Origin of the sequence: Advenella faeciporci (assembly GCF_014652395.1) — a bacterium.
Lineage (GTDB): Bacteria > Pseudomonadota > Gammaproteobacteria > Burkholderiales > Burkholderiaceae_B > Advenella > Advenella faeciporci.
Genome location: NZ_BMYS01000001.1, coordinates 41,841 through 68,048 on the forward strand (window position 1 = coordinate 41,841; position 26,208 = coordinate 68,048).

Sequence of the window (26,208 nt, forward strand, 5' to 3'; positions counted from 1 at the left end):
TGCATATTCATAATATCCAGTTTGCCAATTAAATAATTAAGGCAAAAATTCTCCAACTAAGATTGTATACCTGACCGTAACGGAACGAAGCGCACTGCCTCAAGTTCAGTTCGATCCCAAGTGTCTTGTCCGGTTCTTTCTATAAGAACCAGTCTTTGATTGCTGGTGCCTTCAGGGGCAATCAACCTGCCCCCCACACTAAGCTGAGATAACAATACGCCCGGGATTTCCATGCCGGCAGCCGCGATGACAATGGCATCGAAGGGCGCGTAAGCCGGCAACCCAAGCATACCGTCTCCGAATGTAAGGCTGACTTTGGAAACCAGTCGCAAATCACGTAAATGCTCGCGCGCCATGTCATAAAGGCCTTTTATTCGCTCTATGCTGTAAACAACAGGAAACAGGTGAGCCATTACCGCAGCCTGATAACCACAGCCCGTACCAATTTCCATCACTTTTTTCGGGTTTCTGTCCTCGCACACAATAGACAGCATTCTGGAAATAATCCAGGGCTGGGAAATGGTTTGGGAAAACCCAATTGGCAACGCGGCATCTTCATATGCCCTGCTGGCCAACCCCTGATCAACAAATATATGCCGGGGTACCGCCTGCATGGCCGCCAATACCCGCATGTCCGTGATGCCTTTTTGCTTCAGGCGCGTGACCATCTGGTGTCGCAATCTATCAGAATTCAATCCGAGATTCATGGGACCTCCTGTTGTGCCACCCGCCACGCCCGGCTTAAGCTGACTGGCAATACCACTTTGCCCGTAAGAAAAAGACTGGGCACCCGACAAAATCCTTGTATTGCTATTGGTTGGGGTAATTTTAATTTTATTTACCGCTAGCGGACCGAATGATGAGGTTTTTTTAACCTCTCTTACATTTTTATTACCATAAACCACAAGATCGTCTATGGGTTTACGCATAAACCCTCCAGCCAATCATGGGTAATGCCTAACTCGTCATAGTGCGTCAAGTCAAGCCGCAAAGGTGTAACTGATATTTTTCCCTGGTTGATAATGCCAAAATCGGTATCACTGCCGGCATCGGCCACTTCACCGGTAGGGCCAATCCAGTAAATGGTTTCGCCACTGGGATTGGTTGCTTCAATAACCGGCTGAGAGGGATGGCGGCGTCCCAGACGGGCAACCCGGATATTTTCAGGCTCGTGCTTTGGCAAGGGCGGAATGTTCACACTAAGCAGGCAAGGGGCCTGGCGAGGCTGCTCCAGCTGATGCCTGACAATATAAGCCGCTATTTCAACAGCAGCTTCAAGATAGGGCCAGTTGCGCTCGGTAAGGGAAAAAGCGATGGAAGGAATTCCGAACAGATACCCTTCGGTGGCAGCCGCAACCGTGCCTGAATACAGCGTATCTTCACCAAGATTGGCGCCATTGTTAATACCTGAAACCACCAGATCAGGTTTATGCTTGAGGATGCCTGTCAAGGCAATATGCACACAGTCGGAGGGCGTACCATTAACGTAGTAATAACCATTGGCCGCCTGCCGCACGGTTAACGGGCGAGTTAGTGTTAGTGAATTGGAAGCACCGCTATGATTGGTTTCTGGTGCAATGACAATGACTTCCGCGAACGATCGTAACGCCTCTGCCAGTAACTCAACGCCTTTTGCGTTATATCCATCATCATTAGAGACTAAAATTCGCTTCATATGTTCCAAACCAGAAAAAAAACCCAATAAATGATGGGTTGGAAAACTTCAACCCCAGAATAAAAGTTGACTTACTCATTATTTTTATAATCAGCTTATTGCATTTTAAAACAATATACCCCGAATGAACTTGTTTGAATTACATCTTGCAGATATTATCCAAAAAAATCACTTCGCGACTTAAAAACAAAAACTTTCCTGTTTATAATCTGCACTTGATAAAAAGAAGGAATCCCGATGAACACCATACTGGCTGGCATTCTTGCCATTATTTTAGCCTACCTGGCAGGGTCAGTCCCTTTTGCCATTATTACCAGTAAATTATTTGGCCTGAAAGATCCAAGAACATTTGGCTCAGGTAACCCGGGTGCCACCAATGTACTCAGGACCGGCAACAAACTGGCCGCCGCACTTACTCTTGCCGGTGATGCTTTCAAGGGATGGCTGGCAGTATACCTTGCCATTAAGTTTGCACCGGAACTTAACCTTACCGTAACCGGTATTGCTCTGGTTGCATTGGCTGTTTTCCTTGGACACTTGTATTCTGTCTTCCTTAAATTCAAGGGTGGAAAAGGCGTGGCAACCGCCATCGGCATCCTGCTTGCCATCCAGCCCTGGCTTGCCATGGCCACCCTGGCAACCTGGATTATCATTGCGGTATTTTTCAGGTACTCTTCGCTGGCAGCCATTATTGCCGCCATTTTCGCACCTTTTTACTACTATGCTGGCGACCAGATTGCCTGGCATAAACTTCCTGAAATATTTTGGGTTATTTGCCTTATTTCAATCATGCTTATTTACAAGCACAAGAAAAACATTGCCAACCTGCTGGCAGGAACTGAAACCAGGCTGGGCCAAAAAAACAAGCACCGTCACTAAACCTCGGAAAGGTCCCAACGGGGCCTTACGCTAAATGTATAAGCACTGCTGCTTATATCAACCAGCCCCGCCTTTACCCGTTCTGCGGCGGCATGTGCAATCATGGCACCATTATCAGTACACAGAGCCAGTGGCGGGAAGAACACCTGCCCACCTTGTTTGGCCATTTCACTACGCAAATAACTGCGCAATTGGCTGTTTGCCCCCACACCCCCCGCCACCACCAGTCTTTTAAGCCTGGTTTGTTTCATGGCCTTAATGACCTTATAGCCCAGCACATCCACAATAGCCTGTTGCGCCGAGGCAGCCAGGTTTGCCCTATCCTGCTCACTCAAAGGACCCGCTTGCTCTATCTTGCGCAGCGTCGTTAACACCGCTGTTTTCAGACCACTGAAACTGAAATCAAGATCAGGGCTATGCATCATGGGACGCGGCAAGGCATAAGCGGCAGGATCACCCTTTTCGGCCAGTCTGGAAAGCGCAGGCCCACCCGGATAAGGCAAGCCCATAAGCTTGGCCGATTTGTCAAACCTAACAGTTCATACCGCCCAACTCCATTTACCCGCATAATTTGTGTATGCCCACCAGAAACCAGCAAGGCCACGAAAGGAAACTCGGGAACCTCATCAGCCAGCATGGGCGAAAGCAAATGTCCCTCAAGGTGATGGATGGGAATGGCGGGCAAACTATGTGTCCAGGCAAAAGCCTGTGCCACCGATGCGCCAACCAGCAAAGCACCGGCAAGACCGGGGCCGGCCGTGTAGGCAACCGCATTGATATCCTTGGTGGTTAAACCTGATTTCTCAAGGACTTCACGGGTTAAAGGCAAGACGCGCCGGATATGGTCACGTGAGGCCAGCTCGGGCACCACTCCACCGTAAGCCTGGTGCATTGCAATCTGGCTATGCAAGGCATGCGCCAGCAAACCCGTTTCAGTGTTGACAATTGCCACGCCTGTTTCATCACAGGAACTTTCAAAACCGATAATATTCATTATTTCAAATTAAAAACAGCCGTTTTATGCCAAATGGAACGCTGGCAGCAACTTTCTTGCGGCACAATCCCTGGTGCCCGACAAAATCATTGTGTTGCTTATTAAAGACGCAAGTGTGTAAATACCCAAACCAGACGCCTTTTTATTTATGAAGGATACACCGTGTACGTTAAAGTACGTATTTTACACGTTGTTCTACATTAAATAGGAGTAATGCCCATGCTTGAGTCACTGTTTAAGCTACGGGAACATTCAACCGATGCCCGAACCGAGGTTCTGGCAGGTGTTACCACTTTCCTGACCATGGCCTATATTATCTTTGTCAATCCAGAAATCCTGGCGACCACCGGGATGGACAAAGGTGCCGTATTTGTGGCCACTTGCCTGGCAGCAGCCCTGGGTTGCTTCATCATGGCGTTTTTGGCCAACTGGCCCATCGGCATGGCACCAGGCATGGGACTGAATGCTTTTTTTGCATTCGGAGTGGTGGGTGCCCTGGGCTATACATGGCAACAGGCCCTTGGTGCCGTCTTCGTATCGGGCGTGATTTTCCTGATTCTTTCAGCTTCCGGCTTGAGAAAATGGCTTATTGAAGGCATTCCCAAGTCGCTCAGGGCTGCGATTGTTGCGGGCATTGGTCTGTTTCTGGCCCTGATTGCCCTTAAATCGGCCGGTATTGTAGTCGCTAATGATGCCACCCTGGTTTCCCAGGGGGATTTAAGCTCACCCACGGTATTGCTGGCCATCCTGGGGTTCTTTATTATTGCCGTTCTGGATGCAATGAAAATCAAGGGTGCTATTTTGATCGGCATTCTGGCCATTACTGTCTTATCGGCCATCCTGGGTTATAGCCCACCCATTTCAGATATTGTTTCCATGCCACCCAGCGTTGCGCCCACTTTTCTGCAGCTTGATATTGCCGGCGTGCTGAACCATGGTTTCCTCAACGTTATTTTGGTATTTGTACTGGTAGAGGTTTTTGACGCTACCGGTACCCTGATTGGCGTGGCAAAACGGGCCAACCTGTTACCTGAAGGAAAACCCAACAAACTGGGCCGCGCCCTGTTTGCCGATAGCAGTGCCATTTTGGCCGGCTCACTAATTGGCACCAGCAGCACCACTGCCTTTGTGGAAAGCGCCGCAGGTGTGCAGGCAGGTGGCCGTACTGGAATGACTGCCCTGGTCATTGGCATTTTGTTCCTGCTATGCCTGTTCTTTGCGCCACTGGCCAGCGTAGTGCCCGCTTATGCAACCGCACCTGCCCTGCTTTATGTCGCTGGCCTAATGGTCAGGGACCTGACCGAAGTGGAGTGGACCGATGTTACCGAAGCCATTCCCGCTTCTTTAACCGCTATTATCATGCCCTTTACATACTCCATCGCCGAAGGCATTGCTTTTGGCTTTATCAGCTATGTCGTCATGAAAATAGGAACGGGCAGGATGAAAGAACTGCATATTGCCAGCGTTATTGTTGCCGCGTTGTTTATTATCCGGTTTGTTCTGGAATAAACAAACGTTTTAACAGGCGTTAACGCTATATTCTGGCCAACGGCATATCGCTCCATTTGCAAAACAAAGCTGGCATTGCAAGCCTGCAGTGCTGCCTTAATCGTTTAGCTATGGAAGCGATAAAAAAATTCAACTTTAATTAAATGCCCTTGGCCCACATTTACAGTTACTATACAGGTTTAACTTCAGGATCACTCATCATGGCCATTAAAGAATTAACCCAGGCAACCTTTGAGTCTGCCATCAAAGACGATAACACCCTTATTATTGATTTCTGGGCACCCTGGTGTGGCCCTTGCCGTCAATTTGCACCGGTTTTTGAAAAGGCCTCTGAAAAATTCACGAACATTGAATTTGCCAAAATCAATACCGAAGAAGAACAGGAATTGGCTGGCGCACTAAGAATCCGCTCTATCCCGACCTTGATGGTTTTTCGTGAAAAAGTCCTGATGTTTTCACAGGCAGGCGCACTGTCACCCAGTCAACTGGATGAACTGCTAACCAAAATCCAGGAAATTGATATGGAAAAAGTGCACCAGGAAATAGCTACCGCACAAGCCAAATCCGACGAACAAAACCAGGCCTGATCTTGCCTGACCTTTGCCACCTGACTTGGCAAAGAAGACGGATGGCAATCGCAGTAACAGACCTTATTACTTTAAGGCTGCCCTATTTCATCAGGAAAATACCACTGCCCCCTGCCCTTGGTCAGGTTAACGAAAACCTGCTCAAGGGGTTCAATTTGCCTCAAGGGTATTTCAAGGGTCATGGTAATACCCGTATCCGTATATATTTCATCAACAATATTGGCTTCAGTCTGGGCAATGCGTGACTTGACCAGGGCCATTTCCGAAAACAGACAAGAACAAATCACGGTTTTCGTTTCTATAATCTCAATCTGAGGTGCCTGGCGCAGGCATTTGGCCGCACACCCCCCATAGGCTCGTACCAAACCACCCGTACCAAGTTTGATACCGCCAAAATATCGAATAACCAAGACCGCGACATTGGTCAGGTCCTGCCCTTCTATGGCTTGCAAAATAGGCCGCCCGGCTGTCCCGCCTGGCTCTCCATCGTCATTAAAACGATAGTTTTGGCCTACTTTGAAAGCCCAGCAATTGTGCGTTGCCTCGGGCGCATGCAGCCGGGAGAAAAAACCAAGCGCCTCTTCTGAAGAAGAAACCGGCATTGCATGCGCAATAAAACGGCTTTTTTTAATATCTTCTTCAAATGAGAATGACCCAGACAGTGTCTTCATTAACCCTCAATGCCACGTGAAGCCAGGTAGTCCTCGTAACCACCCTGGTAATCAATAATCTCGCCATTTGGCATGATTTCAATAATACGATTAGCCAGGCCTGACACGAATTCACGGTCATGCGAAACAAAGATTAGCGTGCCCGCGTATTTTTCAAGTGCAAACTGCAACGATTCGATGGATTCCATATCCAGGTGATTGGTGGGTTCGTCTAACAGCAGCACATTATGCCGTCCAAGCATTAGGCGACCGAATGTCATACGGTTTTTCTCACCCCCTGACAAAACCTTGACCTGTTTGACAATATCATCGGCGGAAAACAGCAAACGCCCCAAGACCGAGCGGATTGCCTGGTCTTCATCGCCCGGCTTGCGGTACTGCCCCATCCAGTCAAACACATTAATGTCTGTCTGAAAATAGTCGGAAACGTCTTGGGCCATGTAGCCAATATCGGCATTTTCAGACCATTTAACGGTACCGCTATCAGGTTGCAGATCGGCGGCAAACATTCTTAATAGTGTTGTTTTACCCACGCCATTGGCACCAATAATGGCAATTTTCTGGCCCGCTTCTATCATGGCCGAAAAATTATTAATAACCGGCTCATCAAAAGCCTTGCTGACTTTATCAACCGTTACTGCCAGGCGATGCAGGACTTTCTCCTGCTCAAACCTGATGTAGGGGTTCTGGCGTGATGAAGGTTTGACTTCAACGGTTTCCGACTTGATACGGTCAATTTGCTTCAGGCGCGAAGTGGCCTGGCGGGACTTGGATTTATTGGCGGCAAAACGACGCACAAAGTCTTGCAACTCGGTAACGCGCTCTTTGGCCTTTGCGTTGTCGCTGACCAGCCTTTCACGGGCCTGGGTAGAGGCCAGCATGTAATCGTCATAATTGCCCGGATAAATACGGATTTCACCATAATCGAGGTCAGCCATATGGGTACAGACCTGGTTCAGGAAGTGACGGTCGTGACTGATGATGATCATGGTGCTTTGGTAACCGTTAAGCACACCCTCTAGCCAGCGAATGGTATTGATATCCAGGTTGTTGGTAGGTTCGTCAAGCAGCAGGACATCGGGGTTGGAAAACAGGGCTTGCGCAAGCAACACCCGCAGCTTCCAGCCCGGTGCAATTTCCTTCATGGGCAGAGTATGCTGTTCAACGGGAATTTCCAGCCCCAGCAACAATTCACCCGCACGGGCCTCTGCCGTATAGCCATCGTATTCGGCAAACTTGGCTTCCAGCTCGGCAGCACGCATGTAATCATCATCGGTGGCTTCAAGATTGGCGTAAATGGCATCACGCTGGCTCATGGCTTCCCACATTTCAAGGTGGCCCATCATGACCACATCCAGCACGCGAATTTCTTCGTAGGCAAATTGATCCTGACGCAATTTACCCAAGCGTACACCAGGATCCAGCGAAACATTACCAGAGCTCGCCTCAAGGTCGCCCCCAATGATTTTCATGAACGTGGATTTACCGGAGCCATTGGCACCGATTAGGCCATAACGGTTGCCTCCACCGAATTTAACACTGACATTTTCAAACAGGGGTTTGGGTCCGAACTGGATGGTAAGATTTGCTGTAGAGATCACGATAAATTTTAATGAAAGAGTTGCTTGCAAAGAAAAATGCCTTTTCCAGGAGGAAAAGACATTTCAAAGTTGGATATGAAGCCAATTTTAACAAAATAAGGCCTTAATTATTGAAAACAAGGCCTTTTTTCAATAATTGATGATTATTTTTTCTTCTTTTTTCCGGTTTTTTCCTTACTGGAAGGCTTAGGCTCATCATGTATATGCAAGTGCACACCTTCGTGAAAATGCCCTTGCTCACCACTACTACCATGAGCGTACTCTGGTTCATCAGCGTGGTCGTGCTCATCGAGTACCAAATAAGCCATACCGTCTTCCGTGGCAACCCCCACTTTTTTACCAATCGGCAACGTGACCCTGACATCACCATGACCATAAGGCAGACCATACACAACCGGCACATTCACCTGCTCTTTAAGCCACTTGATCACATGGGGCATATCGTAGCCGTTATCGTTTTCGGTTAATTTGTAATCGGTAATATGTCCCAGTACAATGGCTTTCTGCTTTTGTAAAATACCGGCATGCAACAAATGCGTCAACATCCGCTCAACTCTGTAAGGATGCTCACCCACATCTTCAAAAAACAGAATGCCGTTTTTGATCTTGGGCAAATAAGGTGTACCTACCAGTGATGCAAGCATGGCCAGGTTACCACCCCAAAGCGTTCCCCTTGCATCGACAGCATCTGAGCCAGGAGATTCAAAACTTAAAATTTCCAGCTCGCCACGCATGCTTTCCACAAAAATCTCAGCAGTCAGGTCATCTATTTTTTTATTGCCAAAATCGGATACCGCGGCAGGTCCGGTATAACTGCTTAAGCCGGTTTTTGCCAGCAGTGCCAGGTTGAAAGCGGTAAAGTCACTGTAACCGATATATTTCTTGGGGTTGTTTTCAAGCAATTTCCAATCAATCTGGTGCAAGATCCGGCTAATACCATATCCGCCACGGGTAGCCATCACTACCGTGCTGCTGTCTTTAGCCGCACGGGAAAACGCATGGGCCCTTTGTTTATCGGTGCCGGCAAAACGCAAGTCCCTGGCATCTGCCGCTTTGTCTACTTTGACCTTGAAGCCCATTTTAGTCAGCCGTTTTTCAGCCAGCGCCAGCTTGCCCGGATCTTGCAAGGCACCTGATGGAGAAAGCAGGTACAAATCAATCGGGTCTTCGTAGACAGAAATGGGCACGGGTACGTCATCGGCCTCATCCAGCAAAATCTGCACATCGTTTAAACGTTCAATTTCTTCCTGGGTTTTGTCTTTCTTGTTGTGATGTTCTGCACTTGCGTTCATAATTTTGATCCTTTCCTGCGTTCCCTGAAAAAATGGCGCAGTTTTTCTGCGCACGCCTGCTCCAAAACACCCGACGTAATTCTTGTATGATGATTGATTTTTTTATTGGCCTGAATGCACAACACACTGCCACAGGCCCCTGTTTTTGGATCGGAGGCACCATAAACCACATGGGCGATCCTTGCATGCGTTAATGCTCCAATGCACATGACGCAAGGCTCAAGTGTTACATAAACAGTCAGGTCAGGCAAACGATAATTCTGCTCATGAGCCGCCGCCTGACGCAAGGCAACAATTTCCGCATGCGCAGTGGGATCAGAGTCAATAATGGTGCGGTTATAACCTTTGCCAATAACCTCACCCGCACTATTAACCACCACCGCCCCCACCGGCACTTCTGCGCAATCGTATGCCAGCTGCGCCTGTTGTAAAGCCATTTGCATGAACTTTTCATGCCTGTCTGCCAATGACACCCGGAGTCACTCCATGCTATGTAATAGAAGCATAAATTCTATACTTTTCTGCGTTCCCACGCAGGAACATGTGAACGAGTACGAAAAACACCGGGAAATCATGAAAATAGCCTACTTGCGATTTTTATTATTTGCCTATCATTTATGATTTATGTTTAGTTCGAGGTTTTTAAGGATTAACTGATGTTGTGGATCGTAACAAAGTATCTGGTGACAGCCGGTTTGGTCGTTCTGATTTCTGAAGTGGCCAAGCGAAGTGACCGCTTGGGCAGTCTGGTGGCATCATTGCCACTGGTTACATTACTAACCCTGTTCTGGCTGTATTTCGAAAAACAAGGTACCGAAAAAATAGCCAACCATGCCTATTACACATTTTGGTATGTGATCCCAACGTTGCCTATGTTTATCGCGTTCCCCTGGTTTCTCGGCAAATTTGGTTTCTGGGGAGCCATTATTGCATCGGTATTATTGACCATCGTGTGTTTTGCAGTATTTACCCGGCTCCTGATGGTTTTTGGCGTTGATCTGATAGGATAATCACAGGCAAGCATTCAATCAGAAGACGCTTGCAACCAATACCTCGCTCCCACGTTCCTGCATGGGAGCGGCCAGCCCCTCGCTAAATGGAAAGTTCTTTACGAACGATTTCCGCACCGGCACTTAAGGCATGCAACTTGCCTCTTGCCACCTCACGGGATAAAGGCGCCATTCCGCAATTGGTACAAGGATAAAGTTTGTCAGCATCCACAAACTGAAGCGCCTTTCGCAGGGTCTTGGCAACCTCTTCTGGCGTTTCGATGATATTGCTTGCCACATCAATGGCCCCCACCATCACTTTCTTGCCCCTGATAAGCTCGATGAGATCCATGGGAACGCGGGAGTTATGGCATTCCAGCGAGATGATATCCACTTTGGATTTTTGCAGCTTCGGAAAAGATTCTTCATATTGGCGCCACTCCGAGCCCAATGTTTTTTTCCAATCCGTATTGGCTTTAATGCCGTAACCATAGCAAATATGCACGGCAGTTTCACATTTCAGTCCTTCAATGGCCCTTTCAAGGGTGGCAATACCCCAATCATTCACATCATCAAAGAAAACATTAAATGCAGGCTCGTCAAACTGGATGATGTCGACACCGGCAGCCTCTAATTCTTTGGCTTCCTGATTAAGGATTTTGGCAAACTCCCAGGCCAGTTTTTCACGGCTTTTATAATGGTTGTCATACAGCGTGTCAATCATGGTCATAGGACCCGGCAACGCCCACTTGATAGGCTGCCTGGTGTGCTGACGTAAAAATTTGGCATCTTCAACAAAAACAGGCTTTGTGCGAGCCACCGCCCCCACTACCGTCGGTACACTCGCATCATAGCGATCACGAATTCTCACGGTCTCCCTTTTTTCAAAATCAACGCCGCTAAGGTGTTCAATAAACGTGGTCACAAAATGCTGGCGGGTTTGTTCGCCATCACTAATAATATCAATACCGGCTGTTTCCTGTTCTTGCAATGACAAACGTAAAGCATCTTGTTTGCCTTCAATCAATTGCTCACCCTGTAATCGCCAGTCAGACCAAAGTGTTTCGGGTTGTGCAAGCCAGGAGGGTTTGGGTAAACTGCCGGCCGTGGATGTGGGTAATAATTTTTTCATCATCAATATCTTGGTTAATTAATTAAAGCGAATTAAAGCGCGTAAGCGGCTGCCCATTGTTCAAGCGTGGTTTTATAGGGCTTCATGAAATGCGTTTCCGTCAGCCTGCCCTGCTCAATCGCCAATTGGCTGCGTTCTTCCCGGTCATACACAATTTGGGTTAATGAGTAATCGGAATTCGTTAAACGTGGTTGATAGCATTTGCCTGCCGCAGAATTAGCATTATAAATTTCAGGCCGGTAAATCTTCTGGAACGTTTCCATCGTGCTGATGGTACCAATCAGCTCAAGATTCGTATAATCATTAAGCAAATCACCACAAAAATAAAAGGCCAAAGGTGCAACACTGTTTTCAGGCATAAAGTAACGAACCCGCATCCCCATTTTTTCAAAATATTGATCGGTTGGAGAACATTCACTCTGCCGGTACTCAACACCCAATACAGGATGACGGTTTTCAGTCCGGTAATAGCGCTTGCTGCTTGCGACGCTTAAGCATATCACCGGTGGTTTCTTAAAATTTTCCTTGTATGCTTTTGAATTTACGAAACATTGAAACAATTTTCCGTGTAAATCCCCAAAACCGTCCGGAAGACTGAATTCATTTTTATCCTTATTGTGTGCCGGCAGCAATACACTAAAATCATAGTCTCGCACATAAGAAGAAAAATTATTCCCTACAATGCCTTCGATACGTTTATGATCTTTTTGATCAACAATATTGGTTTTTAATATTTCAATCACAGGAAAGGGAACTCCCTTACCTTCAATATCCACATCAACTGAAATAATCTCAAGCTCAACCGAATAACGGTTTCCTTCAGGGTTATCCCAATCGGCCAACTCATTGAAGCGATTATCAATCATCCTTAAGGTATTGCGCAAATTCTGCTGCCGCCTCTCGCCTCTGGCCAAATTGGCAAAATTGGTGGTAATACGTGTATTTTCTGCAGGATGATAGTTTTCATCAAAACAAATACGTTTAATACTAAATACAAATGCTTTACTCATCGTAATCCGTCACTCCAGTTTTAATAACTGTCATTGTAGGAAAGTACTTATATGAAGTAAAATGGTCTTATTTCATTAACCCATGAACATTAATCATAAATCATGTTGGAACGTATCCATTTATCCATTGTGCAGCAAGTTGAAAAACAAGGCTCCATGACCGCAGCTGCAGATGTGCTGCATGTTACCCAGTCGGCACTTAGCCACAGCATGAAAAAGCTGGAGCAGCAATTGGGCACCGATATCTGGCGACGCGAAGGCCGCAGCCTGCAACTTACCCAGGCAGGGCAATATCTGCTGGCCGTCGCCAATCGCGTGCTGCCGCAGCTGGATCTGGCTGAAGAGCGCCTGCACCAGTTCGCACAAGGAGAACGGGGTTCCCTGCGCATTGGCATGGAATGTCACCCGTGCTATCAATGGCTGCTAAAAATCGTCTCGCCTTATCTGAGTGCCTGGCCCGATGTTGATGTAGATGTGAAACAGAAATTTCAGTTTGGTGGCCTGGGAGCACTTTTTGGTTATGAGATTGATTTGCTCGTCACCCCCGACCCGCTTTACAGACCCGGCCTGAAATTTGAGCCCGTGTTCGACTATGAACAGGTACTGGTTGTTGCCAAGAACCATGCGCTTGCAAAAGCCACCTATGTCAAACCTCATCACCTTACCCGGGAAGTCTTGATCAGCTACCCGGTAGACGTTGAACGCCTGGACATTTACAACCAGTTTCTGTTACCGGCAGGCATCGCACCCAAGCGACACAAAACCATTGAAACCACAGACATTATGTTGCAGATGGTGGCCAGCGGTCGCGGGGTAACCGCATTGCCTCGCTGGCTGGTTGAAGAGTATGCCGACAAACTGCCCATAGTACCGGTAAGATTGGGGCCCGATGGCATTGCCAAGCAGATTTTCGTGGGACTGCGTGAAACGGATACCGCGATTGATTATATACAGGCATTTTTAGTGCTGGCCCAGGGCCCCCTTATCAATTCATAGGCCAGCCACCTCGCACCGTCCTAGCGGATCAGGCTTTCATAGACCGTGCCGTGATCCAGCACCTTGCCGTTTTCGTCCATGACGCGCATGGCATCGGCCGAGACTTCATCGATGACCACGACTTCGCCGTCAACCAGTCCGATTTCAATTTTCATGTCGACCAGGGTAAGACCCTTTTCGCGCAGGTCGGCTTCAACAATGCGACACACGCGGCGAGTGAGTTCCTTGGCATGCTCAAGATGAGCAGGACTGACAAGACCCAGGGCCACGAGGGTGTCATCGTTAATCAGTGGATCACCGCGTTCATCATCTTTGACAGTGATCTCAACCAGATAGTCCAAATTGGCATCCACATCGGGAATGTACTGCTGGTAACGGCGCAGGAAGCTGCCCCAGGGTCGGGTACGGCAAACGAACTCAAGACCGCCCGCACCGCTGATGCTCTTGCCCAGTGGCTCGGCGTGGCGAACCTCCATGGTGCCCTTTTCAAGGTCGGCATTTACAAAATGGGTGGGGATGTTGGCGGCATGAAGGCGTTTGAAGAAATAATCGGTCATGGCGAGGGATTTGCGGCCCTTGCCTTCGACCTTGCCAATAACCGTATTGGCACCCGGATCGATGATGCCATTATCGCCAGTGACGTCGTCTTTGAAGACGAGGAGGATGTTACCGTTTGACTGGGCGTACAAGTCTTTGGTCTTGCCTGAATAAATTTTTTCGCTGGTATTCATGTGTTTACTCGTTGATGGTTTCAATAGCTCATTTTGGAAGAGAGGCAGTGCGCCCACCTGGCACCCCACCCCTGCAACTTATTCCCACTCGATCGTAGCAGGCGGTTTGCTGGACACGTCATAAACAACACGGTTAATACCGCGCACTTCGTTAATAATGCGTCCGGAAACCTTGGCCAGCAAGGAGTAAGGCAACGGTGCCCAGTCTGCTGTCATGAAGTCTGAGGTTTGTACCGCACGCAAGGCTACAACGTAATCATACGTACGGCCATCACCCATCACTCCTACCGATTTGACTGGCAGGAATACGGCAAAGGCCTGTGAAGTCAGGTCATACCAGCTACGACCCGTTTCGGGGTCTATGGTGTTACGCAACTCTTCAATAAAGATCGCATCGGCGCGACGCAATAAATCGGCATATTCCTGTTTAACCGCACCCAGGATACGAACCCCCAGACCAGGTCCGGGGAATGGATGACGGTAAACCATATGATGCGGCAAGCCCAGTGCGATACCCAATTCACGCACTTCATCTTTAAACAATTCGCGCAAAGGCTCAAGTAATTGTAAATTAAGGGTTTCAGGCAAGCCACCTACATTATGGTGCGATTTAATGGCAACCGCTTTACCGGTTTTAGAGGCAGCTGACTCAATCACGTCAGGGTAAATGGTACCCTGCGCCAGCCATTTTGCATCTTTGCGCTTGCCAGCTTCTTCCTGGAAGACTTCAACAAACTCACGGCCAATAATTTTACGTTTGGCTTCCGGGTCGGCAACCCCCTCCAGCTCGCCCATGAATTTCGCTTCAGCATTAACATGAACAATATTCACGCCAAGGTTTTCATGAAGCACTTCCATGACCTGCTTGCCTTCATTCAGGCGCAGCAAACCATGGTCTACAAACACGCAGGTTAATTTATCACCAATTGCCTTATGAATAAGCGCCGCGGCAACCGAAGAATCAACCCCACCTGACAAACCCAGAATGACCTCATCATTGCCCACCTGTTCACGAATTCGGGCAACCGCTTCAGTAACGTAATCGGGCATGTTCCAGTCACCCTCACAACCACAGATATCCACCACAAAACGGCTGAGCAATGCCTGCCCTTTAACCGTATGGGTGACTTCAGGGTGAAACTGGACACCATAGAAGTGACGCTTTTCGTCGGCCATGCCGGCGATTGGGCAAGAAGGTGTAGAGGCCATCAGCTTGAACCCTTCTGGCAATTCGGTCACCTTGTCACCGTGGCTCATCCAGACTTTCAGCATGCCATGACCTTCGGGAGTTTCAAAATCCTGAATGCCTTTGAGCAAAGCGGTATGACCGTGGGCACGTACCTCGGCATAGCCGAATTCACGATGATCTGACCAGCTTACCTTGCCACCCAGCTGCATGGCCATGGCTTGCATGCCATAACAAATACCCAGCACAGGCACACCCAGTTCAAAAACCGGTGCGGGCACTTTCAATGAGCTTTCATCATACGCAGAAGAGTGGCTGCCAGAAAGAATAATACCTTTAAGACCCTGTGACTGCTGTTCTTTAAGGAATGCTTCAGATACATCACCAGGATGAATTTCACAGTAAACACCCGCTTCACGAACACGGCGCGCAATAAGCTGCGTTACCTGAGAACCATAATCAAGAATTAAAATACGTTGATGCATATAAAGACCATTAAATGTAGCAATTTGTGCCAAAAGCACAGACAGGATAAAGCGTAAATTATAATGTATTGTCCATTGTGAAATGAATGTATTTTGTCCTGCAAACACATTTATATACGCCCTTTCGCGCTTCTTTTCCTAAAAAAACAAATAAATACCCGTAACAGGAGACAACATGACAGAACTTACCCCAACAACATTTGTATTGGTACATGGCGCCTGGCACGGCGGCTGGGTGTGGCAAACACTGGCACAACACTTGCGCCAGCAGGGCCACCGGGTATACACGCCCACCCTTACCGGTTTAGGTGAAAAGTCCCACCTGCTCAGTGAACGCATTAATCTTGACACCTTTATTACCGATATCGTTAACCTGTTTAAATGGGAAAACCTTAACGATGTGGTATTGCTGGGCCACAGCTTTGGTGGCCTGGTGATAAGCGGGGTAGCCGACAGGATTCCCGAACACATCCGGCAATTGATTTTCCTGGACAGTTTTCTGCTTGAAAACGGTCAATCCGCTTTTGACACCTTGCCCGAAAAAGCGGTTGAAAAGCTGAAAAACATTGCTGCGACTCAATGCAATGGCCTGGCCCTGCCGGCACCAAGACCGGTATTGCTGGGTTACCCCGATGACGAAAGCACGACAAAAACCATTGCCGGCCTGCTTACGCCCCACCCCATTGGCACCTACGCCAGCAAGCTGGAACTGCATCACCCGCTTGGCAATTATTTACCGGTTACCTATTACAAATGCACCAATCCGGTTTATGACCCGGTTGCCCAGTCACATACGCTGGCCAAAAAACAGCAAGGCTGGAGCATCGTGAAATTACCCACCTCTCACGCTGCCCCCTTTACCCATCCACACTTGCTGGCTGATTTACTGCTTTCATTTTAAGCCAGCCACGCTTCCTTGAGACACAGTATTCGGACACGGGTTATTCATCCTTGGAAACTCGCATTGACTGGTCGCAAGCAATAAAAAACCCTTCCGAAAAAATGACGGAAGGGTTTTTGCCTTAACGACAATACCGGACTTAACCAGTCTTAAACGCGCTTAATCAGCACGGTAGTTAGGTGCTTCTTTGGTAATTTGCACATCATGTACGTGAGACTCGCGAACACCTGCAGAAGTAATTTCAACGAACTCGGGTTTGCTGCGCATATCATCAATGGTGGCACAACCACAATATCCCATGGAAGCACGAATGCCGCCTACCAACTGGTAAATAATGGCCAGCACGCTGCCTTTGTAAGGGACGCGGCCTTCAATGCCTTCAGGAACCAGTTTATCAGTGTTGTTGGAGGCTTCCTGGAAGTAACGGTCTGCCGAGCCTTTCTCCATGGCAGCCAAACTGCCCATGCCACGATAAGACTTGTAAGAACGGCCCTGGAACAGAACCACCTCACCAGGGGCTTCTTCGGTACCGGCAAACATGCCACCCATCATGCAGGCATAAGCGCCGGCAACCAGGGCCTTGGAGACGTCTCCGGAATAACGGATACCGCCGTCTGCAATTAAAGGAATACCTGTGCCTTCAAGTGCTTTGGCCACATCTGAAATGGCGGTAATTTGCGGAACACCCACACCGGCCACCACACGAGTGGTACAAATTGAACCGGGGCCAATACCTACTTTCACGCCATCGGCACCCGCCTCGGCCAGTGCTTTAGCCGCTGCTGCCGTGGCAATATTACCACCAATGACATCAATCCTGGGGTAGTTTTGCTTGACCCAACGAACACGATCCAGCACACCTTGAGAGTGGCCATGAGCAGTATCCACAATGATAACGTCAACACCGGCAGCAGCCAGTTTGGCCACTCGCTCTTCGGTACCTTCACCTACACCCACCGCAGCGCCAACGCGCAACTGACCGAAGGCATCTTTGCAGGCAAACGGGTGTTCAGTGTTTTTGACAATATCCTTAACGGTCGCCAAACCACGCAATTCAAAATTGTCGTTAACAATAAGCACGCGTTCCAGACGGTGTTTATGCATTAAGGTTTGGGCCTCTTCAAGCGTACTGCCTTCACGCATGGTCACCAAACGCTCTTGTGGTGTCATGACATTCTTGATAGGTTCGTCGTAGCGGTCTTCAAAACGAAGGTCACGGTTGGTAACAATACCCACCAGCTTGCCGTTTTCAACTACAGGCAGGCCTGAAATACCGTTTTGTTTTTGCAATGCAATGGCATCACGAACGGTCATGGTAGGCGTTACCGTGATTGGGTCGATAACAATACCAAATTCATGACGCTTGACACGGGCCACTTCACGGGCCTGTTCATCAGCCGTCATGTTTTTATGAATAATACCAATGCCGCCTTCCTGTGCCATGGCAATTGCCAGGCGTGACTCGGTGACGGTATCCATGGCGGCCGACACAAGCGGAATATTCAGGCTGATATTACGGGTTAACTTGGTTTTTAGAGAGGTGTCGCGTGGCAACACATTGGAATACGCAGGTACCAATAAGACATCGTCAAAGGTAAGCGCTTTTTGAACTAAACGCATGAAAGACTCCGGGCGCAAAACAAGATTATACGCTTAAGGGATTATGCACTCAAGCCATTGAGCACATTGCCATAAAAAAACCCATTTGCCAACCCGCAATTGACTTGCAAATTGGGCAAATGGGCATTCGTTTCAGCCATGACCGTCAGGCGAAAAACAAGCCTAGCCCAAAGCCACCCTGGCGTTCATGAACATGCGCATCCAGGGCGTGTAATCACCGCCGTCATCCTTGACACCCCAGGACTCGGGGGCCCAGGACATCATGACATTACGTGTTACCCGCTCGGGGTGAGGCATCATGATGCTAAAGCGGCCATCTGCGGTGGTCACACCCGCCAAACCGTAAGGACTGCCATTGGGGTTTGCAGGATAAGTTTCGGTAATCTGGCCGTAGTTATTCACATAACGTACGCTAGCAAGCACTTTTTCTTTGTTGCCTTGCTCGGCGAAGTTGGCATAACCTTCTCCGTGCGCAACCGCAATGGGCAATTGCGCGCCTTCCATGTCTTTAAAGAAAATGGATGGCGATTTGGCAATTTCCACCATAGTCAGGCGGGCTTCGTATTTGGCAGACTGGTTATACGTAAACTTTGGCCAGTACTCGGCACCCGGGATCATGGAAGAAAGGGTTGCCATCATTTGGCAGCCATTACATACACCCAGGGCAAAAACGTCAGGACGGGAAAAATACGCTGCAAACTGCTCAGAAAGCCTATCATTGAAGCGAATTGTGCGAGCCCAACCTTCACCGGCACCCAGCACGTCACCATAACTGAAGCCACCCACCGCAACCAGACCCTGCACATCAGACAGATTGGCTTTGCCGCCAAGCAAGTCAGTCATGTGGATGTCGTAAGCATCAAAGCCGGCCTTGGTAAAGGCCCAGGCCATTTCCACATGACTGTTACAACCCTGCTCACGCAACACAGCCAATTTGGGACGTGCGCCAGTATTAATGAAAGGCGCGGCAATATTTTCCTGGGGATTAAAATTCACTTTTGGCGTGAAACCCGGATCTGTTTTGTCATCCCATACACTAAGCTCGGCCACGGCGCAGGCGGGATTATCACGACGCTTCATGATCTGGTAGCTGACTTCGCTCCATTCCTTACCCAGCCCGGCACGATCAAAACCAAATATACGCTTGCCGTCACGGTAAAACTCAATCTCATCATGGGTATTCAGGCTGCCAATCACATGAGAGCACAAAGACAGGCCGGCGGCACGCAACACCTGCAACACGGCATCACGATCAGAAGCGCGCACCTGGATGACGGCACCGGCCTCTTCATTGAACAAGGCCTTGATGGTACTTTCATCACGCTGCACGGCAACCTGTTCGGGACGAATCTTGTAATCTCCCCAGTCGGCCACATTCTGGTCAAAGGTTAGCATATCCAGATTGATGGAAACGCCAGTATGACCGGCAAAGGCCATTTCACTGACTGTTGCCAGCAAACCGCCATCAGAGCGGTCATGGTAGGCAAGAATAGTGCCATCTTGCGCCAGCGCGCGAATGGTCACAAAGAACTTGCGCAGCAATTCGGGATCGTCAAGATCGGGCACTTCATTGCCGTACTGATTGATGACATTTGACAGAACAGAACCGCCCAGACGGTTTTTACCAAAACCCAGATCAATAAGAATCAGGGAGGTATTGCCCTGATCGGTAACCAGTTGAGGGGTTAGGGTTTGACGCGCATCGTTAACCGGTGCAAAAGCGGTCACCACCAGGGAAACGGGTGATACAACCTGTTTCTGTTCGTTGTTCTCTTCCCAGCTGGTACGCATGGACAGCGAGTCTTTACCAACCGGAATGGAAAGACCCACCTGCTGGCACAGCTCGCTAATTGCCTGAACCGTGTCATACAGGGCGGCATCCTGGCCCTCTACCCCACAAGCGGCCATCCAGTTGGCGGAAAGCTTGATGTCTTCAATTCTGGCGACATCGGCAGCGGCAAGGTTGGTAAGGGCTTCAGCAATTGACATGCGGCCTGAAGCAGGTGCATTGATAATGGCCAGCGGTGAACGTTCACCCAGCGCCATGGCTTCACCGCGATAGCCTTCGTAATCAGCCAACGTAACTGCACAATCAGCCACCGGCACCTGCCACGGCCCCACCATTTGGTCGCGGGCATTTAAACCGCCTACCGAACGGTCGCCAATGGTAATCAGGAATGTTTTATTGGCCACGGTGGGATGACGCATCACCTGGCGGCAAACCGTATCAAAATCAAGACCGGTTACATCAATGGGTTCCTCGCTTAACTGAACCCGGGTGACATCACGGAACATGCGTGGCGGTTTGCCCAGAATGACATCAATGGGCACATCGACCGGACGCAGTTCGGTAGCGGCTTCAAGCGACGTGGTACCGGCCTCACCGGGAAGCCCTTCCCCGTTGGTGACGCGCAGAACACGATCTTCAGTAGCAACGCCAACCACCGCATACGGGCAACGTTCACGTTTAGCCAGCGCATCAAAACGCGGCAGGTCTTCGGGAAGAATGGAAAGCACATAGCGTTCCTGGGCCTCGTTACTCCAGATTTCGGCAGCAGACAAGCCGGATTCTTCAAGATTCACGCGTTGAAGATCAAAAATGGCACCCCGACCCGCATCATTGACCAGTTCAGGGAAGGCATTGGACAAGCCGCCCGCCCCCACATCATGAATAGCGATAATGGGGTTGTTGTCCAGTTGCTGCCAACAGGCATCAATGACTTCCTGGGCCCGACGCTCCAGCTCGGGATTGCCACGTTGTACGGAATCAAAATCAAGCTGGGCCGAATTGGCACCCACACCCATACTGGATGCTGCACTGCCGCCCATACCAATGCGCATGCCCGGGCCACCCAGCTGAACCAGCAGGGCTCCGGGTGGAATTTGGTTTTTATGTGTTTGACTGGCATCGATGGCACCCAGGCCCCCTGCCAGCATGATGGGCTTGTGATAGCCCCATTTTTTTCCGGCAACGGTTTGCTCATAAACCCGGAAATACCCCAACAAGTTGGGACGGCCAAATTCATTATTAAAAGCGGCACCCCCAATAGGACCATCTATCATTATATCCAGTGGTGTCGCAATGCGGTCTGGTGCGCCATGGGAGTCTTTTTCCCAGGTTTCCGGGGCGTCATCAAACTGAAGATTGGAAACCGTAAAGCCGGTAAGACCAGCCTTGGGTTTGGAACCGCGTCCGGTCGCGCCCTCATCGCGAATTTCACCGCCCGCCCCGGTAGCGGCACCGGGAAACGGCGCAATAGCGGTTGGGTGGTTGTGGGTTTCCACTTTCATGAGAACGTGAGTAAGACGCTCATGCGAGCTGTATTTGCCAGGACCGGCTTGTGCCGTATCAGGATAGAACCGCTGGGCAACACCACCTTCCATAATGGCCGAGTTGTCGGAATAGGCAACCACGGTACCCAGAGGCTGGGCCGCATGGGTCTGGCGAATCATGCCAAACAGCGTGTTTTCTTTATCTTCGCCATTGATTTTCCACTTGGCATTGAATATCTTGTGGCGGCAATGCTCACTGTTGGCCTGGGCAAACATCATCAATTCAACATCAGTAGGATCACGACCAAGCGTCGTAAACGCATCAACCAGATAATCAATTTCATCTTCGGACAAGGCCAAACCCAATTCGGTATTGGCTTTTTCAAGTGCTGCTTTGCCCTGCGCCAATACAGGCACGGTTTGCAAAGGTTTTCCTTCAAGCGTCTTAAACAGCGCCTGACCGTCAAAATCAATGTCAACCACGGTTTCAGTCATGCGGTCATGCAGCATGGCTGCTATGCTGCCAAGCTGGGCTTCGGTAAACTGTTTGCTACCCAGCAAGCCTTTTTCAGGAATCAACAGGTACTCAATGCCCCGTTCAATTCTTTTGATACCAGTCAAGCCGCAGTTATGGGCGATATCAGTCGCCTTGCTGGCCCATGGGGAAATGGTTCCCAAGCGGGGCAAGACACGCAAACTGACTGTTTTTTTATCCTGAATGTCTTCGGCATTGACAGGGCGGCCATAGTCAAGCAACTGCTTCAGGCGCTGCTGTTCGGCTTCGCTGAGGGTTTGCTCACTGAGCACGTGGTGCTCGTAGCGGGCAACCAGATTGGCAATGGGAATACCCGCCGATTTCATTTTGGAAAGAAGACGTTCGCGTTTAAACGCAGACAACACTGAAGAACCGGGAATAAATTGGTAAATAGACACGTTTTTGTTCACAAAAAAACAAGCTGGATGGAAAGCATCCATTTTAGCCTGCCTTGACGATTGGCTCTTGGAAAAAACCCATACAGGTAAAAATATTGGCCGGTCTTTTAAAATTTCCACGCCCTTACCTTTCTATTACAAAAAATTACAAATTAACAAGTAAGCACGTCCTCCTGCCAATAATAAAAAAAGTCTTATAAATCAAACCAGTCCAATATTCCAAATCTCTTAACAATGAATTTAAAAAGAACCGCTAACTATTTAATATATATACTTTTTTTATATTCAATTCTATAATTGACAAAACCCTATTCTAATTATATATATCCTTGACTATGCGAAAATACCTGAACAAAACCTTGTCAGCGTGCCTGGGGGCCTTTTGCGCCTTCAGCATGCAGCTGGCCCCCGTGGTTCATGCCCAAACGCCCGGCAAGCCCGTTTCCGGCCCAAATGTAACCGGCCTGGCCGATGCGGGCGCCTCCCTGAAATCGGAAGTTGCCTTCGTGGTAGACCTTAATTCGAACGAGGTGCTGTTTTCCAAAAACAGCGACACCATACGACCTATCGCCTCTATCAGCAAACTCATGACAGCTCTGGTTATTGCCAAGGCACATTTGCCCATGAATGAGCAAATTCAAATTGTTGATGCCGATGTCGATCGCTTCAAATACTCCAGCTCACGACTTAGTGTTGGCACCACACTTACCCGTCGTGAATTGCTGCATCTTGCGCTCATGTCCTCTGAAAACCGGGCCGCCCATGCATTGGGTCGCACTTATCCGGGTGGCATGGAAGCCTTTGTGCGAGAAATGAACGCACAGGCCCGTGCCCTTGGCATGACCAGAAGCCGCTTTGTAGAGCCCACTGGCCTGTCACCCATGAACGTCTCCTCACCCCGCGATCTGGTAAGGTTGATTCAGGCAACTTCAGAACAACCACTGATTCGCCAACTTTCCACCAGTGATGAATATGAAGTGGTCACCAGCAATGGAAAAACACAAAAATACAAGAACACCAATCGTCTTGTGAGAAACTCAAACTGGACAATCCAGATTTCAAAAACCGGATACATTAAAGAGTCCGGCGACTGCCTGGTCATGAAAACACAAATGGATGGCCGGCCAGTTGCCGTTGTGTTACTGAATTCACAAGGACGTCTTACCCGTTTTGCCGATGCGGTCCGGGTACGCCACCTGGTACAAAGCGATTACCCCACCTTGCTGTAAATTCAAATAAAAAAATCCCCGGTAGAAATCGGGGATTTTTTATTTGTAAAACCACAATATCAATGAATCGTGTCATCGGGTTCGGGGCCCGTTTGACGCAACTCGTATTCGCCTCCTTCGGCTTCCTGCCAGAATCTTAAAGGCACACAGGTCAGCAGCCGCTCTATCATTCTCTTACTAAGTACCGGGTCTAGCGAGTTTTTGGTTTTATTGGCAATATCCACCGTTGCGTCACCCTGTATTTGATCTATATGAAGGTGGGTATCACGGGCAAAATGAATACTGACTTTCTCATCTTCATCAGCATGCAATAAATGAATGGTCTGTTCAATAGACAGGGATTCAGGCAATTGTATATACCGCCCGCCAAAAGTAATGACCCGACCTGCCGGAACCTGTTCGGCCTTGGTCAATTCAAGTACCACGCTGGCGGCATAACCAACCCCAACAAGGGCGGTTGCCTGGGCGGGAAGACCAAACTCTTGCCTTTTTTCATTGATATAAGCAAGATATTGCTCACCACTTTGTGCCACCATCTGGCTCAGTTCCGCTTCTGTCAGTCCCAAATGCTGCAGCAGCTTCCCTTCCCAAGAGTCGGGTTTATTGGCCTGAGCCGGATAATGGCAAACCGCCACCACCGCAGCATTTTCAAAATGCTTGCATATTTGCTGAACCAGCACATCAAGATTATCTTTTTGTCGTATATCATCAAAAAAGATAATAAATAATTGCCTGATATCGTTATTTCCGGGAACAAGTATTCTTTCAGTTACCAGCTCTGTCATGTTGATGCCTATAAAAAACTGCGTAATAATATAGCTCTATCTTAACATTCCCCTGGAATTTTCATGTCTGATTCTTTAAAACAAACCATCTCGGAAGAAATTAAAAATGCAATGCGCGCCAAACAATCCGAGCGCCTGGGCACCTTGCGTTTATTGCAGGCCGCCATCAAGCAAAAAGAGGTAGATGAGCGTACGGAACTGTCCAATGACGACATTCTGGCTATTATCGAAAAGCAAATCAAACAAAGAAAAGAATCCATTTCCGCCTACGAAAAAGCCGGACGCACCGAAACTGCCGAAGCGGAAAAAGCTGAAATGCAAGTGCTTAGTGAATTTCTGCCCGAACAGGCTAGCCCGGAAGAAATAATTGCCGTCATTACCGCCGCCATCGAAGCAGTCGCCGCCCAAGGGGTTAGCGGTGCGCCTGCCATGGGTAAGGCCATGGCTATCATCAAGCAAAAACTGGCCGGCCGCGCTGACATGTCTGAACTGTCCAAACAACTCAAAGCCCGCCTAATGTAATTTTACCCCTCCGCCAGCCAGGCCTTGTTTAGCTCACCGCAACCATGCCCCTGGCTGGCTCCACCCCCACAACACGGCAGGCGTTACCTGGCATGCATTAAGCCAGTGCCAGATGCCCCCCTACAACAAGGACAGTTGCATACCACCTTGCCGGTCTTCTGGAAAATGGCTAACGCCAATGCCAACCAGACGAAACTGGTGATTCTTAAGGTCTTCATCCACCCTTTCCAGCAATGACAGACCCGCCTGAAGCAAGTGAACCTGGCTGTGCAGGGGCACAGAAAATGTTTTTGAACGGGTAATAATGCGAAACGTATTTGTTTTAAGCTTTAGTGTCACCGTACAGCCAAATTTTTTCTTTTTAAGCAGCTGCACCCATAACTTGGCGCACAATGCTGCCAGGAAGGCCTCTATCTGCTCAAACAAAATATCTTCTTCAAACGTGGTTTCTGTTGAAATTTGCTGGGCTGGCTGATTGGATTCTACCGGGCGCTCATCAACCCCACGTGCCAGTTGATACAGGCGATAGCCGAATTTGCCAAAATGGTACGCCAGCTCGGCATCATTAAAGCCTAAAAGATCACTCACCGTAAACATGCCCAATTGATGAAACTTGGCCAGGGTCACTTTACCCACGCCGGGTATTTTCTGTAACGGCAGAGGTGCCAGGAAAGCTTGTACTTTTGCAGGAGAAATGACAAAAATACCATTGGGCTTGCGCCAATCCGAAGCAATTTTTGCCAGAAATTTGTTAGGTGCCACACCTGCGGATGCCGTTAATCCTGTAAGCGAAAAAATATCCGCCCGAATGGCATTGGCGACCTCGGTGGCAGAGGGCAGATTCTTGAAATTTGATGTTACGTCCAGATAGGCTTCGTCTAGTGACAAAGGCTCTATTTTGTTGGTGTAACATTCAAACACCGACCTTACCTGCCTTGAAACCGAGCGGTAAAGATCAAAATTGGGAGGAATATAAATAGCCTGCGGACATAATTGCCTGGCCTTGGCCACTGACATGGCAGAACGCAAACCGTATTTCCTTGCCTCATAAGACGCGGCACAAATCACCGAGCGGGCACTATCCCAGGCAACCACTACCGGCTTGCCCTGCAACGACGGATTCTCCCTAAGCTCGACAGAGGCATAGAAGGCATCCATGTCAACATGAATAATCTTGCGCGTCATCAAAAAGCAAACCTTAAATTGGA

The 26,208-nt window shown here is 48.9% G+C and carries 22 protein-coding genes and 1 pseudogene; 8 read left to right on the plus strand and 15 right to left on the minus strand.

The features are described from left to right. Positions 1-56: 56 nt before the first annotated feature. Together IE074_RS00190 and surE are read right to left on the minus strand one after the other, a co-directional pair. Positions 57-707, minus strand: coding sequence for a protein-L-isoaspartate(D-aspartate) O-methyltransferase (locus IE074_RS00190; RefSeq protein WP_229793847.1), 651 nt, complete (start codon positions 705-707; stop codon positions 57-59). 206 nt (positions 708-913) lie between these two features. Continuing rightward, on the minus strand, positions 914-1,675 hold the full coding sequence (surE, locus tag IE074_RS00195; RefSeq protein ID WP_189383432.1) for a 5'/3'-nucleotidase SurE: 762 nt from the start codon (positions 1,673-1,675) through the stop codon (positions 914-916). Between the two features lie 237 nt (positions 1,676-1,912). Between surE and plsY the strand changes: the two genes are divergently transcribed. Beyond that, entirely contained in the window at positions 1,913-2,554 is a 642-nt protein-coding gene (plsY, locus tag IE074_RS00200; protein ID WP_189383433.1) for a glycerol-3-phosphate 1-O-acyltransferase PlsY, read from the plus strand. Here the strand turns inward: plsY and tsaD are convergent. Further along, positions 2,551-3,548: pseudogene (gene tsaD, locus IE074_RS00205) on the minus strand (tRNA (adenosine(37)-N6)-threonylcarbamoyltransferase complex transferase subunit TsaD). The gene plsY and the pseudogene tsaD sit on opposite strands and share 4 nt — an antisense overlap. A gap of 219 nt (positions 3,549-3,767) precedes the next feature. Here tsaD and IE074_RS00210 point away from each other — a divergent pair. Both IE074_RS00210 and trxA read left to right on the plus strand, forming a co-directional pair. Beyond that, the gene (locus tag IE074_RS00210; protein ID WP_189383434.1) at positions 3,768-5,057 is read left to right on the plus strand and encodes an NCS2 family permease; all 1,290 of its coding nucleotides are present in this window, start codon (positions 3,768-3,770) and stop codon (positions 5,055-5,057) included. Between the two features lie 200 nt (positions 5,058-5,257). Then, a complete protein-coding gene (gene trxA / locus IE074_RS00215; RefSeq protein WP_189383435.1) occupies positions 5,258-5,644 on the plus strand; it encodes a thioredoxin in 387 nt (128 codons plus the stop codon). A gap of 71 nt (positions 5,645-5,715) precedes the next feature. Here trxA and IE074_RS00220 read toward each other — a convergent pair whose 3' ends face one another. The 4 genes from IE074_RS00220 to tadA form a co-directional block, all read right to left on the minus strand. Then, a complete protein-coding gene (locus IE074_RS00220; protein WP_189383436.1) occupies positions 5,716-6,315 on the minus strand; it encodes an IMPACT family protein in 600 nt (199 codons plus the stop codon). Further along, positions 6,315-7,916, minus strand: coding sequence for an ABC-F family ATPase (locus IE074_RS00225; RefSeq protein WP_189383437.1), 1,602 nt, complete (start codon positions 7,914-7,916; stop codon positions 6,315-6,317). The genes IE074_RS00220 and IE074_RS00225 overlap by 1 nt, the downstream gene beginning before the upstream one ends. A 143-nt stretch (positions 7,917-8,059) precedes the next feature. Next, entirely contained in the window at positions 8,060-9,208 is a 1,149-nt protein-coding gene (locus tag IE074_RS00230; RefSeq protein ID WP_189383438.1) for an LD-carboxypeptidase, read from the minus strand. Beyond that, positions 9,205-9,681, minus strand: a complete 477-nt coding sequence (gene tadA, locus IE074_RS00235) for a tRNA adenosine(34) deaminase TadA (protein ID WP_268247297.1) — start codon at positions 9,679-9,681, stop codon at positions 9,205-9,207. Before tadA ends, IE074_RS00230 begins: the two co-directional genes overlap by 4 nt. A gap of 183 nt (positions 9,682-9,864) precedes the next feature. Here tadA and IE074_RS00240 point away from each other — a divergent pair, with 183 nt between their 5' ends. After that, a complete protein-coding gene (locus IE074_RS00240; RefSeq protein WP_189383440.1) occupies positions 9,865-10,218 on the plus strand; it encodes a DUF3147 family protein in 354 nt (117 codons plus the stop codon). 82 nt (positions 10,219-10,300) lie between these two features. On the opposite strand, the gene IE074_RS00245 is transcribed toward IE074_RS00240, so the two are convergent. After that, positions 10,301-11,329, minus strand: coding sequence for a methionine synthase (locus IE074_RS00245; protein ID WP_229793826.1), 1,029 nt, complete (start codon positions 11,327-11,329; stop codon positions 10,301-10,303). Positions 11,330-11,361: 32 nt separating this feature from the next. Next, positions 11,362-12,339, minus strand: coding sequence for a DUF1852 domain-containing protein (locus IE074_RS00250; RefSeq protein ID WP_189383442.1), 978 nt, complete (start codon positions 12,337-12,339; stop codon positions 11,362-11,364). 102 nt (positions 12,340-12,441) lie between these two features. On the opposite strand from IE074_RS00250, the gene IE074_RS00255 reads away from it, so the two are divergent. Further along, positions 12,442-13,335 carry a LysR family transcriptional regulator gene (locus IE074_RS00255; RefSeq protein ID WP_189383443.1) on the plus strand — a complete coding sequence of 298 codons (894 nt, stop codon included), beginning with the start codon at positions 12,442-12,444 and terminating at the stop codon, positions 13,333-13,335. 20 nt (positions 13,336-13,355) lie between these two features. Here the strand turns inward: IE074_RS00255 and IE074_RS00260 are convergent, their stop codons facing one another. Further along, positions 13,356-14,066: a phosphoribosylaminoimidazolesuccinocarboxamide synthase gene (locus IE074_RS00260; RefSeq protein WP_189383444.1), complete on the minus strand. Its 711-nt coding sequence runs from the start codon at positions 14,064-14,066 to the stop codon at positions 13,356-13,358. A gap of 78 nt (positions 14,067-14,144) precedes the next feature. Further along, a complete protein-coding gene (guaA, locus tag IE074_RS00265) occupies positions 14,145-15,737 on the minus strand; it encodes a glutamine-hydrolyzing GMP synthase (protein ID WP_189383445.1) in 1,593 nt (530 codons plus the stop codon). A gap of 175 nt (positions 15,738-15,912) precedes the next feature. Here guaA and IE074_RS00270 point away from each other — a divergent pair, with 175 nt between their 5' ends. Then, on the plus strand, positions 15,913-16,638 hold the full coding sequence (locus IE074_RS00270) for an alpha/beta fold hydrolase (RefSeq protein WP_189383446.1): 726 nt from the start codon (positions 15,913-15,915) through the stop codon (positions 16,636-16,638). 159 nt (positions 16,639-16,797) lie between these two features. On the opposite strand, the gene guaB is transcribed toward IE074_RS00270, so the two are convergent. Both guaB and purL read right to left on the minus strand, forming a co-directional pair. Beyond that, positions 16,798-18,258: an IMP dehydrogenase gene (gene guaB / locus IE074_RS00275; RefSeq protein WP_189383447.1), complete on the minus strand. Its 1,461-nt coding sequence runs from the start codon at positions 18,256-18,258 to the stop codon at positions 16,798-16,800. Between the two features lie 162 nt (positions 18,259-18,420). Beyond that, positions 18,421-22,464, minus strand: coding sequence for a phosphoribosylformylglycinamidine synthase (gene purL / locus IE074_RS00280; RefSeq protein WP_189383448.1), 4,044 nt, complete (start codon positions 22,462-22,464; stop codon positions 18,421-18,423). 395 nt (positions 22,465-22,859) lie between these two features. Here purL and pbpG point away from each other — a divergent pair, with 395 nt between their 5' ends. Continuing rightward, positions 22,860-23,693, plus strand: a complete 834-nt coding sequence (gene pbpG, locus IE074_RS00285; RefSeq protein ID WP_229793827.1) for a D-alanyl-D-alanine endopeptidase — start codon at positions 22,860-22,862, stop codon at positions 23,691-23,693. A 59-nt stretch (positions 23,694-23,752) separates the two neighbouring features. Here pbpG and IE074_RS00290 read toward each other — a convergent pair whose 3' ends face one another. After that, positions 23,753-24,478, minus strand: coding sequence for an alpha/beta hydrolase family protein (locus IE074_RS00290; protein ID WP_189383449.1), 726 nt, complete (start codon positions 24,476-24,478; stop codon positions 23,753-23,755). 63 nt (positions 24,479-24,541) lie between these two features. Here IE074_RS00290 and IE074_RS00295 point away from each other — a divergent pair, with 63 nt between their 5' ends. After that, a complete protein-coding gene (locus IE074_RS00295) occupies positions 24,542-25,000 on the plus strand; it encodes a GatB/YqeY domain-containing protein (protein ID WP_189383450.1) in 459 nt (152 codons plus the stop codon). Between the two features lie 120 nt (positions 25,001-25,120). Here the strand turns inward: IE074_RS00295 and dinB are convergent, their stop codons facing one another. Continuing rightward, the gene (gene dinB / locus IE074_RS00300; RefSeq protein ID WP_229793828.1) at positions 25,121-26,185 is read right to left on the minus strand and encodes a DNA polymerase IV; all 1,065 of its coding nucleotides are present in this window, start codon (positions 26,183-26,185) and stop codon (positions 25,121-25,123) included. Positions 26,186-26,208 lie beyond the last annotated feature (23 nt).